At 63.7% G+C, this 14,338-nt stretch carries 13 protein-coding genes and 1 pseudogene; 3 read left to right on the plus strand and 11 right to left on the minus strand.

The window, feature by feature from the left end:
• Positions 1 to 2: 2 nt before the first annotated feature.
• Positions 3 to 1,478: an anthranilate synthase component I gene (gene trpE, locus AADV58_RS15595; protein WP_341743649.1), complete on the minus strand. Its 1,476-nt coding sequence runs from the start codon at positions 1,476 to 1,478 to the stop codon at positions 3 to 5.
• 228 nt (positions 1,479 to 1,706) lie between these two features.
• A complete protein-coding gene (rpe, locus tag AADV58_RS15600) occupies positions 1,707 to 2,408 on the minus strand; it encodes a ribulose-phosphate 3-epimerase (protein WP_341743650.1) in 702 nt (233 codons plus the stop codon).
• Between the two features lie 35 nt (positions 2,409 to 2,443).
• Here rpe and apaG point away from each other — a divergent pair, with 35 nt between their 5' ends.
• Complete coding sequence (gene apaG / locus AADV58_RS15605) at positions 2,444 to 2,827, plus strand: Co2+/Mg2+ efflux protein ApaG (RefSeq protein WP_298398456.1); 384 nt, start codon at positions 2,444 to 2,446, stop codon at positions 2,825 to 2,827.
• Positions 2,828 to 3,421: a class I SAM-dependent methyltransferase gene (locus AADV58_RS15610; protein ID WP_081700104.1), complete on the plus strand. Its 594-nt coding sequence runs from the start codon at positions 2,828 to 2,830 to the stop codon at positions 3,419 to 3,421.
• Between the two features lie 21 nt (positions 3,422 to 3,442).
• Here AADV58_RS15610 and ydiK read toward each other — a convergent pair.
• The 4 genes and pseudogenes from ydiK to AADV58_RS15630 form a co-directional block, all read right to left on the minus strand.
• Positions 3,443 to 4,477 (minus strand): annotated as a pseudogene (ydiK, locus tag AADV58_RS15615) (AI-2E family transporter YdiK); the annotation flags it as partial.
• A 3-nt stretch (positions 4,478 to 4,480) separates the two neighbouring features.
• On the minus strand, positions 4,481 to 5,707 hold the full coding sequence (gene argJ / locus AADV58_RS15620) for a bifunctional glutamate N-acetyltransferase/amino-acid acetyltransferase ArgJ (protein ID WP_341743651.1): 1,227 nt from the start codon (positions 5,705 to 5,707) through the stop codon (positions 4,481 to 4,483).
• Between the two features lie 65 nt (positions 5,708 to 5,772).
• Positions 5,773 to 8,478: a preprotein translocase subunit SecA gene (gene secA, locus AADV58_RS15625; protein WP_341743652.1), complete on the minus strand. Its 2,706-nt coding sequence runs from the start codon at positions 8,476 to 8,478 to the stop codon at positions 5,773 to 5,775.
• Positions 8,479 to 8,584: 106 nt separating this feature from the next.
• Positions 8,585 to 9,508, minus strand: a complete 924-nt coding sequence (locus AADV58_RS15630) for a M23 family metallopeptidase (protein ID WP_281985609.1) — start codon at positions 9,506 to 9,508, stop codon at positions 8,585 to 8,587.
• A 64-nt stretch (positions 9,509 to 9,572) separates the two neighbouring features.
• Here AADV58_RS15630 and AADV58_RS15635 point away from each other — a divergent pair, with 64 nt between their 5' ends.
• Complete coding sequence (locus AADV58_RS15635; RefSeq protein WP_281170380.1) at positions 9,573 to 9,953, plus strand: DciA family protein; 381 nt, start codon at positions 9,573 to 9,575, stop codon at positions 9,951 to 9,953.
• On the opposite strand, the gene AADV58_RS15640 is transcribed toward AADV58_RS15635, so the two are convergent.
• The 5 genes from AADV58_RS15640 to AADV58_RS15660 form a co-directional block, all read right to left on the minus strand.
• The gene (locus AADV58_RS15640) at positions 9,940 to 10,128 is read right to left on the minus strand and encodes a hypothetical protein (RefSeq protein ID WP_028994346.1); all 189 of its coding nucleotides are present in this window, start codon (positions 10,126 to 10,128) and stop codon (positions 9,940 to 9,942) included. The two genes, AADV58_RS15635 and AADV58_RS15640, sit on opposite strands and share 14 nt — an antisense overlap.
• Before the next feature lie 7 nt (positions 10,129 to 10,135).
• Entirely contained in the window at positions 10,136 to 11,050 is a 915-nt protein-coding gene (gene lpxC / locus AADV58_RS15645; protein ID WP_341743653.1) for a UDP-3-O-acyl-N-acetylglucosamine deacetylase, read from the minus strand.
• Between the two features lie 91 nt (positions 11,051 to 11,141).
• A complete protein-coding gene (gene ftsZ, locus AADV58_RS15650) occupies positions 11,142 to 12,323 on the minus strand; it encodes a cell division protein FtsZ (protein WP_028994344.1) in 1,182 nt (393 codons plus the stop codon).
• A 35-nt stretch (positions 12,324 to 12,358) separates the two neighbouring features.
• Entirely contained in the window at positions 12,359 to 13,588 is a 1,230-nt protein-coding gene (ftsA, locus tag AADV58_RS15655) for a cell division protein FtsA (protein WP_028994343.1), read from the minus strand.
• A gap of 4 nt (positions 13,589 to 13,592) precedes the next feature.
• The gene (locus tag AADV58_RS15660; RefSeq protein ID WP_341743654.1) at positions 13,593 to 14,333 is read right to left on the minus strand and encodes a cell division protein FtsQ/DivIB; all 741 of its coding nucleotides are present in this window, start codon (positions 14,331 to 14,333) and stop codon (positions 13,593 to 13,595) included.
• Positions 14,334 to 14,338: the final 5 nt, after the last annotated feature.

Raw genomic sequence — 14,338 nt, forward strand, 5'->3', positions numbered from 1 at the left:
CCTCAATCCATCCGCGTGTTCAGGCCCTGCTCGGCCAGTTCGGCAGCGCGCAGCACGGCGCGCGCCTTGTTCCGGGTTTCTTCCCATTCGGAATGCGGATCGGAGTCGGCGACGATGCCGGCGCCGGCCTGGACGTGCAGCTTGCCGTCCTTGACCACGGCGGTGCGGATGGCAATGGCCAGGTCCATGTCGCCGTTGAAGCCGAGGTAGCCGACTGAACCGGCGTAGATGCCGCGTTTGACCGGTTCCAGTTCGTCGATGATTTCCATCGCCCGCACCTTGGGCGCGCCGGAGACGGTGCCGGCCGGGAAAGTTGCCTTCAGTACGTCGACCGCATCCAGGCCCTTTTCCAGCCGGCCTTCGACGTTGGAGACGATGTGCATCACGTGCGAGTAGCGTTCGATCAGCATGTTTTCGGTCAGTTTGACGCTGCCGATCTTGGCCACCCGGCCACAGTCGTTACGCCCCAGGTCGAGCAACTGGGTGTGCTCGGCGCGCTCTTTTTCGTCGGCCAGCAATTCCACGGCCAGCGCCGCATCCTCTTCCGGCGAGGCGCCGCGCTTGCGCGTGCCGGCGATCGGGCGCACGGTGACGCGGTCGCCTTCGAGGCGGACCAGGATTTCCGGCGAGGCGCCGACGACGTGGTAGTCCTCGAAGTCGAAATAGAACATGTAGGGCGACGGGTTGAGGCTACGCAGTGTCCGGTACAGCGCCAGCGGGCTGGCGTGGAAGGGTTTGGTCATGCGCTGCGACAGCACCACCTGCATGACGTCGCCCTCGGTGATGTAGTCCTTGGCCTTCTTCACCGCCTGCTTGAACGCCGCCTCGCCAAATACCGACACCGCCGGCTCCGAATGCGCCGGCTTTTCGGCGGGAATGGTCACCGGCTGGCGCAGCCTGGCCAGCAATTCCTTGAGCCGGGCGCGCGCCTTCTGGTAGGCGCCGGGGAAACCGGGCTCGGCATAGACGATCAGCGTCAGTTTGCCGGACAGGTTGTCGACGACGGCGATTTCCTCGGACAACAGCAGCTGGATGTCGGGCGTGCCGATTTCATCCGGGCGCTGGGTCTTGGTCAGCTTGGTCTCGATGTAGCGGATCGTGTCGTAGCCGAAGCAGCCGACCAGTCCGCCGAGGAAGCGCGGCAGGCCGGTCGCCTCTGGCGCCCGGAAGCGCTTCATGTAGCTGTCGATGAAGTCGAGCGGGTTGGCGTCGTGTTCGCGCTCGGCGATGCGGTTGCCGGTCAGCACCAGCACCTCGTGGCCCTGGACGACGATGCGCGTCGACGCGGCCAGGCCGATGATGGAATAGCGGCCGAAGCGTTCGCCGCCCTGCACCGATTCGAGCAGGTAAGTGAACGGCCCGTTGGCGAGCTTCAGGTAGATCGACAGCGGCGTGTCGAGATCGGCAAACGTTTCCAGCGTGACGGGAATACGGTTGTAGCCTTGCGCGGCAAGCGCATTGAATTCGGTTTCGGTCATGGGATACCTCGGGTACGACAACGATGACGGGGTGCTGCAACTGGGTGCGCCGACAGACTCGGCGCCAGACGGGCGAGAGATTATGGACGCCAGGGGCGCCAACGAAGCTCGATGATCCAGTTGCGGGAAGCAGTCATTTGTCGTGAGGTGTAGAGAAGTCCCGGCCGGAGGCGACGGGTGGAACGCAGTCTAGCGCATGCGCTTTGCCGCTGTCCACCCGGTAGCGCCTCAGACTTTGGCCAGTTCGCTGCGCAGGGCGGCGATGATCGAGTCGTAACGGTGCGCGTCGCTGTCCTTGCCGGCGCCGTAGACGGCCGAACCGGCGACGAAGGCATCGACGCCGGAACGGGCGATTTCGGCGATGTTGCCGGTGTTCACCCCGCCGTCGATCTCGAGGCGGATGCGCCGGCCGCTGTCGCGTTCGTAGGCATCAAGCTTGGCCCGGGCCTGGCGCGCCTTGGCCAGCGTGCCGGGAATGAACTTCTGGCCGCCGAAACCGGGGTTGACGCTCATCAGCAGGACGACGTCCAGCTTGTCCATGACGTAGTCCATGTAATCGAGCGGCGTCGCCGGGTTGAAGACCAGGCCAGCCTGGCAGCCGGCATCGCGAATCAGCGACAGCGTGCGGTCGATGTGCTCGGAGGCTTCCGGGTGGAAGGTGATGATGTTGGCGCCGGCCTTGGCGAAATCGGGGACGATGCGATCGACCGGCTTGACCATCAGGTGCACGTCGATCGGCGCGTCGGTGCACGGGCGGATCGCTTCGCAGACGAGTGGTCCGATGGTCAGGTTGGGAACATAATGGTTGTCCATCACGTCGAAGTGAATCCAGTCGGCGCCTGAGGCGATGACGTTAGCCACTTCCTCGCCCAGTTTGGCGAAATTGGCGGACAGAATGCTCGGCGCGATGACAAAATCCCTGGCTGACATGATGTATTCCCGAAAACAAGAGGCGAAATTATCCCATGACCGACCCCGACAAGTACCAGATTGAAATCATCCCGACCCCGCAATTCATCCCGGAACAATCGGACCCGGAAGAAAACCGCTACGTCTTCGCCTACACGATATCGATCCGCAACGTCGGCAGCGTGCCGGCGCAGCTGGTGTCGCGGCACTGGATCATCACCGACGCCAACAACCAGGTTCAGGAAGTCCGTGGCCTGGGTGTCATCGGCAAACAACCGCTACTGCAACCGGGCGAGCGTTTCGAGTACACCAGCGGCTCGTCGTTGACCACGCCGGTCGGGACGATGCGCGGCACCTACCAGATGGTCGCCGAGGACGGCACGCACTTCAATGCAGAAATCCCGGAATTTGTTCTAGCCATCCCGCGTGCCCTGCACTGAATGGGACTGCAGCACAGTTACCGGCTGATTGCGCCGTTCTACGACCTGGCCATCGAACGGACGACACGCTCGCCGCGCCAGCGCAGCCTGGCCGCGCTGCCTGCGACACCGGGCCGGATTCTGCTGGCGGGCGTCGGCACCGGCCTCGATCTGCCGCACCTGCCGACACAGCACCGCTACGTCGGCGTCGACCTGACCGGCGCCATGCTCAGACGCAGCCTGCCGCGCGCCCGGCACCTGGATTTCAAGGCGGTACAGGGCGACATGCATTGTCTGCCATTTGCCGATGCCAGTTTCGATGCCGTGATCGCCCACCTGATCCTGGCGGTCGTGCCGCAGCCGGCGCTATGCCTGGCGGAAATTTCACGAGTTCTGAAACCCGGCGGCGAGGCCCTGATCCTCGACAAGTTCCTGCGCCGGCAGCAGAAAGCGCCGTTACGGCGCCTGCTCAACCCCCTGGCGCGGCGCATCGCCACCCGGCTCGACGTGGTTTTCGAGGACCTGCTCGACGGCGAGTCCGGCCTCGCCCTGCGCGAGGACAGCCCGGCCCTCGCCGGCGGCTGGTTCCGACGGATCCGCCTGGTCCGGCGCTGAGTCGTCGCCGAGGGCATCGGCGATCCAGGCCTGGAGCAAGGTCCAGGTAATGGCCAGGACGACCGGGCCGACGAAGATGCCGATCAGGCCGAAGCCGAGCATGCCACCGATGACGCCGGCGAAGATCAGCAGCAGCGGGAGGTCGGCGCCGCGACGAATGAGCGCCGGGCGCAAGAAGTTGTCGAGGCTGCCGACGATCACGCTCCATACGACAAGGAAGATCGCCCAGCCGGTGTCGCCGCTCCAGAACAGCCAGCCTGCGGCCGGCAGCAGGATCAGCACCGGCCCGATCTGGGCGATGCACAGCATCAGCATCAGTGCCGACAGCAAGGCGGCGAACGGCACCCCTGCCACCGCCAGACCCAATCCGCCGAGCACCGTCTGCACCAGCGCGGTCACACCGACGCCGAGCGCCACCCCACGGATCGCCTGACCGGCCAGAATCACCGAGTTTTCGCCGCGCACGCCGGCCAGGCGGCGGCCAAAACGGCGCAGCAGCCGGGCGGCCGGCTCGCCGCCGGAATACATGATGGCGGCGATGGTGACGACCAGCAGGAACTGCACCAGCATGCCGCCCAGACCACCGACCTGAGCGAGCGCCCACTTGCCGGTATCGGCAGCATAGGGCGTGACCTGGGCGATCAGACCATCGGTGCCGCCAGCAGCCAGCTGCGCCCATAGCGCCGCCAGGGGGCCGCCGACCAGCGGCAGTTCGGCCAGCCAGTTCGGCAGCGGCGGCAGGCCGTTGGCGATCAGGTAATCGGCCGCCGCGCCCAGGGCGTCGACATTGCCGGCAATGGTGTCGATCGCCAGCCACAACGGCAAGACCAGCAACAACAGCATGGCCAGCGTCATCAGGGCGATGGCCAGCAGGCGACGGCCACCGAGACGCGCTTCGAGCGCCAGGAAAGCCGGCCAGGTGGCGACGACGATCATCGCTGCCCACACGCCGGCGGCCAGGAAAGGCCGCAGTACCCACAACGACAGTCCGGCCAGCCCGACGACGAAAAATATCGCCAGGGTGTTGCGGGTCAGGTCGCGGTGGATGTCGCGCATCGTTTACGAACGGTAGTCGGCGTTGATCTTGACGTAGTCGTAGGAGAAATCACAGGTGTAAACCTTGGCCGCCGCGTTGCCGCGACCGAGCGCGACACGCACGGTGATCTCGGCCTGCGCCATCACCCGGGCGCCGTCGGCTTCCTGATAGGCGGCGGCACGGCCGCCGTTCTCGGCGACCAGCACATCGTCCAGCCAGACCTTGACGCCATCGACGTCGAGATCGGCAATCCCGGCGTAACCAACGGCGGCAAGGATGCGGCCGAGGTTGGGGTCGGAGGCGAAGAAGGCGGTCTTGACCAGCGGCGAATGACCGATGGCGTAGCCGACCTGGCGGCATTCCTCGATTGTTTTGCCCCCCTCGACGGCAACAGTGATGAACTTGGTCGCGCCTTCGCCGTCGCGGACGATGGCCTGCGCCAGTTCGACCGACACGGCAATGATCGCGGCCTTGACCTCAGCCCAGCCGGCGTCGCTTTCCGCTGCGAAGCTGGCGCCCGACTGGCCGGTGGCGATCATCACGTAGGAGTCGTTGGTCGAGGTATCGCCATCGACGGTGATGCAGTTGAACGAGGCGTCGGCAGCTTCCTTGACCAGCTGGTCGAGCAGCGGCTGGGCGATGCCGGCGTCGGTGGCGAGGAAGCCGAGCATGGTCGCCATGTTCGGCTTGATCATGCCGGCGCCCTTGGAAATGCCGGAAATCGTGACTTTCTTGCCGTTGACCTCAAGCACGCGCGAAGCCGCCTTGGCCACCGTGTCGGTGGTCATGATGCCGTGCGCGGCGGCATGCCAGTTGTCGCCCTTGAGATCGGCGAAGACGGCCGGCAGGCCAGCCTTGATGCGCTCGACCGGCAACGGTTCGAGAATGACGCCGGTGGAGAACGGCAGCACCTGCTCCGCCGCGACGCCGAGCAGTTCGCCGACCGCTTCGCAGGTCTGGCGGGCGGTCTGGCGACCGGGTTCGCCGGTGCCGGCGTTGGCGATGCCGGTGTTGATCACCAGGGCGCGGATTTCCTGACCGCTGGCCAGATGCTGGCGGCACAGCTGGACCGGTGCCGCGCAGAAGCGGTTCTGGGTGAACACCCCGGCCACCGTGCAGCCGGCGTCGAGCGCAACCAGCGTCAGGTCGCGGCGGTTCTTCTTGCGGATTTCGGCTTCAGCGACGCCGAGACGGACGCCGGCCACGGCGAACAGTTGATCGGCGGTCGGGGTAGCGTAGTTGACGGGCATGGTAAGAGCTCCAACAGCATCAAGGCACCGCTTAGGGTGCCTTGAATCGGGGGGTTATCGAATGATCAGGAAAGCTTGCCGTGACACTGTTTGTACTTCTTGCCGGAACCGCAGGGGCAGGGATCGTTGCGCCCGACCTTGGGGCCGTTGTGCTGCGGTTGCGCCGGTTTTTCCTCTTCGTCGGCCAGCGCCTCGTCGTAGCCGGCATGCTGGTACTTGACGTTGCTGACGTCGGCGTGCGGTGCGGTTTCCTCGACATCTTCGGGCGAACGGATCTGCACGGTGAAGACGATGCGGGTGACTTCGCGGCGCACGGCGTCGAGCATGGCCTCGAACAGTTCGAAGGCTTCGCGCTTGTATTCCTGCTTCGGGTTCTTCTGCGCGTAGCCGCGCAGGTGGATGCCCTGACGCAAGTGATCGAGCGCCGCCAGATGTTCGCGCCAGTGCATGTCCAGGCTCTGCAACATGACATTGCGTTCGAACTGATGGAAGTTCTCGGCCCCGACCAGTTCGACCTTGGCCGCATAGGCTTCGTCAGCGCCGCGAATGATGCGCTCGAGGATTTCCTCGTCGGACAGGGTCGGCTCGTCCTTGAACCATTGCGCAACCGGCGCACCGATCTGCATGTCGGCAGCCAGCGCACGTTCCAGGCCTTCCATGTCCCATTGCTCTTCGACCGATTCCTCGGGCACGTAGAGCCGGAAGATTTCACGCAGCACGCTGTGGCGCATGGCGCCGACGGTCTCGGAAATGTCGTCGGTTTCCAGCAGTTCGTTGCGCTGCTGGTAGATGACCTTGCGCTGGTCGTTGGCGACGTCGTCGTATTCGAGCAGTTGCTTGCGAATGTCGAAGTTGCGGGCTTCGACCTTGCGCTGCGCCGATTCCAGCGAACGGGTGACGAGCGGGTGCTCAATCGCCTCGCCTTCCGGCATCTTCAGCTTGTCCATGATGCTGCGCAGACGCTCGCCGGCGAAAATGCGCAGCAGCGGATCGTCCAGGCACAGGTAGAAGCGCGACGAACCGGCATCGCCCTGACGACCGGCGCGACCGCGCAACTGGTTGTCGATGCGGCGCGATTCATGGCGCTCGGAACCGATGATGTGCAGACCGCCGGCGGCCAGCACCGCCTCATGGACCTGCTGCCACTCGGCCTTCATTTCGGCGAGCTTGGCGTCGCGGGCTTCCGCCGTCAGCGATTCGTCGTTGCGCACGGCATCGAGCTGCTTTTCGACATTGCCGCCGAGGACGATGTCGGTACCGCGACCGGCCATGTTGGTGGCGATGGTGATCATGCCCGGACGACCGGCCTGGGCGACGATCTCGGCTTCGCGGGCGTGCTGCTTGGCGTTGAGCACCTGGTGCGACAGCTTTTCCTTGTCGAGCAGGGCCGACAGAAGCTCCGACGACTCGATCGAGGTCGTACCGACCAGCACCGGCTGGCCGCGCTTGGCGCAGTCGCGGATGTCGGCGACGATGGCGGCGTTCTTCTCATCCATGGTCTTGTAGACCAGGTCGTTCATGTCCTTGCGCGACATCGGCCGGTTGGTCGGAATGACCACCGTTTCCAGCGCGTAGATCTGCTGGAATTCGTAGGCTTCGGTATCGGCCGTGCCGGTCATGCCGGCGAGCTTGCCGTACATGCGGAAATAGTTCTGGAAGGTGATCGAGGCCAGCGTCTGGTTCTCGGCCTGGATCTGCACGCCTTCCTTGGCTTCGACTGCCTGGTGCAGGCCGTCCGACCAGCGGCGACCGGCCATCAGGCGACCGGTGAATTCGTCGACGATGATGACTTCGCCGTTTTGCACAACGTAGTGCTGATCCTTGTTGAACAGGGTCAGCGCACGCAGCGCCGCGTTCAGGTGGTGCATCAGCGTGATGTTGGCGGCGTCGTACAGGCTGCTGCCTTCGGCCAGCATGCCGGCCTGGGCCAGCAGGATTTCGGCGCGCTCGTAACCGGATTCGTTGAGGTGCACCTGGTGCGCCTTCTCGTCCACCCAGTAGTCGCCCTCGCCCTTTTCTTCCATCGCCCGCGTCAGTTGCGGGACGATGTCCTTCATGCGCAGATAGAGGTCGGTGTGGTCGTCGGCCTGGCCGGAAATGATCAGCGGCGTCCGCGCCTCGTCGATCAGGATCGAGTCCACTTCGTCGACGATGGCGTAATTCAGGCCGCGCTGGACACGTTGTCCGGCGGCATAGACCATGTTGTCGCGCAGGTAGTCGAAGCCGAATTCGTTGTTGGTGCCGTAGGTGATGTCGGCAGCGTAAGCCGCCTGCTTGGCCTCGTGATCCATCTGCGACAGGTTGATGCCGACCGAGAGCCCGAGGAAACGGTGCAGCCGGCCCATCCATTCCGCATCGCGGCTGGCCAGGTAATCGTTGACCGTGATGACATGCACGCCCTTGCCGGAAATTGCGTTCAGGTAGGACGGTAGCGTGGCGACCAGGGTCTTGCCTTCGCCGGTACGCATTTCGGCAATCTTGCCGTAGTGCAGGACCATGCCGCCGATCAGCTGGACATCGAAATGGCGCATGCCAAGTGCCCGCTTGCTCGCCTCGCGAACCACGGCAAAGGCTTCGGGCAGCAGGTCGTCAAGGGTCTCGCCATCGGCATGGCGCTTTCTGAATTCGTCGGTCTTGGCCTTGAGCTGGGTGTCATCCAGCGCCGCCATCTGCGGCTCGAGCGCATTGATGCGCTTGACGGTCAGGGAATACTGCTTGATCAGCCGATCGTTGCGGCTGCCGAAAATCTTTTTGAGTAGGCCGGATATCATCGCGATGGAATAGGTTTATTGCACAGACGTGAGCAATGGAGCCGGGATTCTAGCATGCCCGACCGAGGTGTCGGGGGCGCTTGCCGGCCATGGCCGGCAAGCCGGGTCAGCGACGTTGCAAGCGGGCGAAGTCCTCGCCCCGCTTGAGGAAGGTGGCCGGATTCTGCGGCACACCGAGCATACGCACTTCGAAATGCAGATGCGGCCCGGTCGACCGACCGGTGGTCCCGACTGCACCAATCTTTTCCCCGCGCCGCACGATCTGCGACTCGACAACATCCATGGCCGACAGGTGAGCGTAGCGGGAAATCAGACCGTCGCCATGATCGACGTCGATCATGTTGCCGAATTCCTGGTGATATGAAGCCGTCAGCACCACGCCGTCGGCGGCAGCCACCACCGGCGTTCCCGTCGGCGCCGAAAAGTCCAGCCCGTCATGACGCGAGCGCAGACCCGAAAACGGATCGTTGCGATAGCCGAAACTCGATCCGAAGACCGCATTCCTGACCGGCAAGGTGGTCGGCATCAGGCGCTCTTCAACGCGCTTTTCCAGCAACTTGAATTCCATGAAGGCAAGATCGTCGGCCTGGCGGTCAACGGCCTTGGCCAGGCGCTCGATTTCCTGCTGCAACTCAGTCGCCGACAACGGCGCCGGCAGGAAAGGCCCACCCTGACCGGGCTTCTCGGCGGCTTCGGCAGCCGGCTTGGACTTGATGCCAGCCAGATCGGAAACGCGATCGCCCAGGGTATCGAGTTGCAGCAGACGCCCCTGCAATTCCCCCAGGCGGGTTGCCATCAGATTGAGGTTGTTGGTAATGTAATCGCGGGTCTGGCGGGTTTCCTGCTGCTGCACGGAAAGCAGGATGTTCTCGACAATCGGCAAACGGAAATGCAGGGAAATAAACGAGAAGAACGCCGACGACAGGAACACCAGGACAAAGAAAACTGCGAGCGCCCCGAGCACGTGCCGGGGCATAATGGTGATCGTACGCGCCGACTTGAGATGGCGTGAAACAACGATAATCTGCACGGATCCTCCTATGTACAAAGCGCCAGCGCATTACCTCGACGCCGATGCCGCAGTTGGCCGGGTCATGGCCCATGCCAGGCTGCTGATGAAGCTCTCCAGCCGATTCGACGAGCTTGCCCCCGGTGCGCTGCGCCATGCTGCGCATGTCGCCAACTACAAGTCGGGGAAAATCGTTATCCACGCCGAAAATGGCGCGGTCGCCGCAAAATTGCGCCAGATGAGCCGGCGACTTTGTGGCGAATTATCTATAGAAGGCGCCGAGTGTAACGACATCGAAGTAAAAGTTCAACCTCGACAATCCTCATATCGATCAACGACTTCCACGAGCAAGCCGATTTCCGGGCGCGCCGCGGACAGTTTACGGGCCGCTGCCGAAGCCATGCCGCCGGGCAAATTGCGCCAGGCAATCGACACATTGTTGCAACGTTCGATCAGAGCGGAATGATTGCCAGGCGCTCGACGAACATCAGCGCGAAGACCAGCAGGGCGAAGACCAGGCCGTAGCGGAACAGGCGCCAGCTGAACGAGAGATAGGCCCGGTTACCGGTGAATACATAGAGCAGGATGCCGGCGCCGACGGCGATGACCAGGATGACCGCGAGCAGGCGCAGCATCCACATGGCGGGATCAGGCGGCCTGGGCCAGCCAGCGGGTGACGCCCAACGGGGCCTGGGCGGATTCGGCGAAGCTGACCAGTTCCCAGGCGTCCTGCTGTTGCAGCAAGGCGCGCGCCAGCTGATTGTTCAGCGCATGGCCGCCCTTGTGCGACGAATACGCGGCGAGCAGCGGATGGCCGAGCAGGTAGAGGTCACCGACGGCGTCGAGAATCTTGTGTTTGACGAACTCGTCGCCATAACGCAATCCGTCCTGGTTGAGAACGCGGAATTCGTCGAGGACGATTGCATTTTCAAGACCACCGCCCAGCGCCAGGCCGTTCTCGCGCAGGTATTCGACTTCCTGCATGAAGCCGAAGGTACGTGCCCGCGACACTTCACGGACATAGGACTGCTCGGCGAAATCAACCACCGCCTGCTGCGCCGACTTGTCGATGGCAGGGTGATTGAAGACGATGGAAAAACTCAGGCGATAGCCGTCATACGGCTCGAAACGCGCCCACTTGTCGCCGTCCTTGACCTCGATCGGCCGGGTGACGCGGATGAATTTCTTGGCGGCATTCTGTTCTTCGATGCCAGCCGACTGGATCAGGAACACGAAGGGCGCCGCCGAGCCGTCAAGAATGGGCACTTCCGGGGCGTCGATGTCGATCCAGGCATTGTCGATGCCGAGGCCACAAAGGGCCGACATCAGGTGTTCGATGGTGCCGACCTTGACCCCGTCGCGCTCCAGGCAGGAACACATGCGGGTGTCGCCGATCAGGACCGCTTGCGCGGGAATATCGACAGGTTCGGGCAGGTCAACGCGACGGAAGACGATACCGGTATCCGGTGCGGCCGGCCGCAAGGTCAGATTGACCTTGACGCCGCCATGCAGACCGACGCCCGAGGCGTGGATCACAGTCTTCAGCGTACGTTGCTTGAGCATTATTGTTTTAAGTCTTTGAATGATTGGGGAAGGCGGCGCATTTTAACACAATGCGCCGCCGCCCTTTTTCAGAGAGAGTTTTTGTTACAGATCAATCGGCCTGCTTTCTCAGGAAAGCCGGGATGTCGTAACGATCAACACCGCTATTGGCCAGCGCTTCGACGGTAACGTTGCGCTTGCGCACGACGGCCGGGACGTCGGCAATCTGGTTGTAGTCGATGGCCGGACCGCTGTTGAAGGCGACGGCATCGTGGGTACCGGTGGCCACCGCTTCGACCATCGGCGTGTTGATGACTTCGAAGGTCTGACGCTTGGCGGCTGCCTGGCCGAGACCGGTGGCGACCACGGTGACACGCAGCGCATCGCCCATCAGTTCGTCGTACACCGCACCGAAGATGATGTGTGCGTCGTCGGCAGCGAAGGCCTTGACGGTGTTCATCACTTCGTTGACTTCCTTCATCTTCAGGTTGCCCTTGGCGGCGGTGATATTCACCAGCACGCCGCGCGCACCGGACAGGTTCACGCCTTCGAGCAGCGGCGAAGCAACCGCCTGTTCGGCGGCGATGCGCGCGCGATCGACGCCGGCAGCGGCAGCCGAACCCATCATCGCGCGACCCATTTCACCCATCACCGTGCGCACGTCTTCGAAGTCGACGTTGACCAGGCCCGGGTAGGTAATGATTTCGGCAATCCCGCCAACGGCGTTGCGGAGCACGTCATCGGCGGCCTTGAAGCAGTCGTCGACATCGGCATCGTCACCCATGACTTCCATCAGCTTGTCGTTGAGGATGACGATCAGCGAATCGACATGCTTGGAAAACTCGATGATGCCGGCTTCGGCCGACTTCATCCGCTTGCCGCCTTCGAAGCTGAACGGCTTGGTCACCACGCCGACGGTCAGGATGCCCATTTCACGGGCGATCTCGGCGACCACCGGCGCGGCGCCGGTACCCGTGCCGCCGCCCATGCCGGCGGTGATGAAGGCCATGTGCGAGCCTTCCAGCGCCGCGCGGATCTCGTCACGGTGCGCATCGGCGGCCATCTTGCCGGCTTCCGGCTTGGCCCCGGCACCGAGGCCGGTCTTGCCCAGCGACAGCTTCGACGATGCAGCATTGCGTGCCAGCGCCTGGGCGTCGGTATTGGCGGCGATGAATTCGACGCCGTTCACCCCTTCACGGATCATGTGCTCGATGGCATTGCCGCCGGCACCGCCCACCCCGAACACCTTGATGATGGTGCCGAGCTCTTCTTCCTTCTCGATGATTTCAAACATGACGACCTCCTCTGAAAAAACTGTTCAATGACAAATCAAAAATTCTTGGAAAACCATTGCTTCATGCTGGAGAAGACATCCTTGATGCCCTGCTTCTCCTGAATCTTCTGCCCCCGCTTGCGCTGCGCCTGCGCTTCCAGCAGCAGGCCGTAGGCCGTCGAGAAGCGCGGGTTCTGGACGACGTCGGACAGGCTGCCGTCGTACTTGGGATTACCCAGGCGCACCGGCATGTGGAAGATTTCCTCGCCCAGTTCGACCATGCCCGGCATGGCGCTGGCGCCGCCGGTGAGGACGATGCCGGACGACAGGACTTCCTCGAAGCCGGCGCGGCGCAGTTCGTGCTGGATCAGCTCGAATAATTCCTCGACCCGCGGCTGGATCACGTCGGCCAGCGCCCGGCGGCTCAACTTGCGGCTGGGCCGGTCGTCGACGCCAGCGACATCGAGGTTTTCCGAAATCTCGGCCAGTTGCGCCAGGGCGCAGCCGTACTTGCACTTGATGTCCTCGGCTTCACGCGTCGGCGTGCGCAAGGCCATGGCGATGTCGTTGGTGATCTGGTCGCCGGCGATGGGAATCACCGAGGTGTGGCGAATCGCGCCCTGCGTCCACACGGCGATGTCGGTGGTACCGCCACCGATGTCGATCAGGCAGACGCCGAGGTCCTTCTCGTCCTCGGACAGCGTCGCATAGCTCGAAGCCAGCGGCTGCAGCACCAGGTCATTGACCTCCAGACCGCAGCGACGCACGCACTTGACGATGTTCTGCGCCGCCGACACGGCGCCGGTGACGATGTGCGTCTTCACTTCCAGGCGCATGCCGCTCATGCCGATCGGCTCGCGGATACCGTCCTGGCCGTCGATGACGAATTCCTGGGTAAGGATGTGCAGGATTTCCTGCTCGGCCGGAATCGGCATCGCCCGCGCCGTCTCGATCACGCGCTCGACATCGGCCTGGGTGACTTCCTTGTCCTTGATCGCCACCATGCCGTTCGAGTTGAAACTCTTGATGTGGCTGCCGGCAATCCCCGTGTACACATGGCTGACCTTGCAGTCGGCCATCAGCTCGACTTCCTGGATGACGCGGCTGATCGTGTGCACCGTTTCCTCGATGTTGACCACGACCCCCTTCTTCAGCCCGCGCGAATCCTGCGAACCCATGCCGATCACGCTCAGCCGTCCTTCGTGGTCGAGATCGGCGACCAGCGCGACGATCTTCGACGTTCCGATATCCAGGCCAACCACCAGATCCTTGTTGTCCCTGCTCATAGTCTTACTTTCCCTTCCCCTCGCCCGCGACCTTCATCGCGAAACCGTTCGGATACCTCAAATCCACGACCGTCGGCAGCACCGGCAAACCGGCCACCATCGACGGATACACCGCCACGAAACGCTCCAGGCGCGGCCCGACCGGCGACTTCGGATGCTCCCGCCCGATTTCCACCCGCATGCCGTTTTCCAGCTTCAACTGCCAGGCCAGACGCGGCGACAGCGACAACTGGACAGCCCGCTCGCCCACCCCGGCCAGCGCCTCGTTGAATGCGGCAAAGCGCTCCAGCACTTCCCGCCCCGTCCCCGGTGGGCCGGACAGCAAGGGCAAGGCGCGCATCTCGCTTTCCGGCAGCAGGGCGGCAAAAACCTCGCCATGGCTGTTCACCATTTCCGCGTAGCCCTCGCCCCAGCGTGCCACCGCCTTGTGCTCCTCGACCGCCACTTCGACCGTCGCCGGCCACACCCGGCGTACCTGCACCCGCCGCACCCAGGGCAGTTGCTCCAGCGCCAGGCGTACCGCTTCGAGATCCAGACTGAAGAAATTGCCACGCAGCGCCGACGGCAAAACCTGCTCCACCTCGCCGCGGCGTACATGCTCCAGCGGCGCCACGAACACCACCTGCTTGACCGGCAACGACGGCACGCGCACCAGCCAGACCGCCCCGGCGGCCAGCAAGGCGGCGGCGGCGACCAGCATCAGCAGGTCGGCCAGCGCGGTCAGCAGTTGGGGTTTGTGCCACATTCATC

This window comes from Azonexus hydrophilus, from assembly GCF_038368255.1.
Classification (GTDB): domain Bacteria; phylum Pseudomonadota; class Gammaproteobacteria; order Burkholderiales; family Rhodocyclaceae; genus Azonexus; species Azonexus hydrophilus.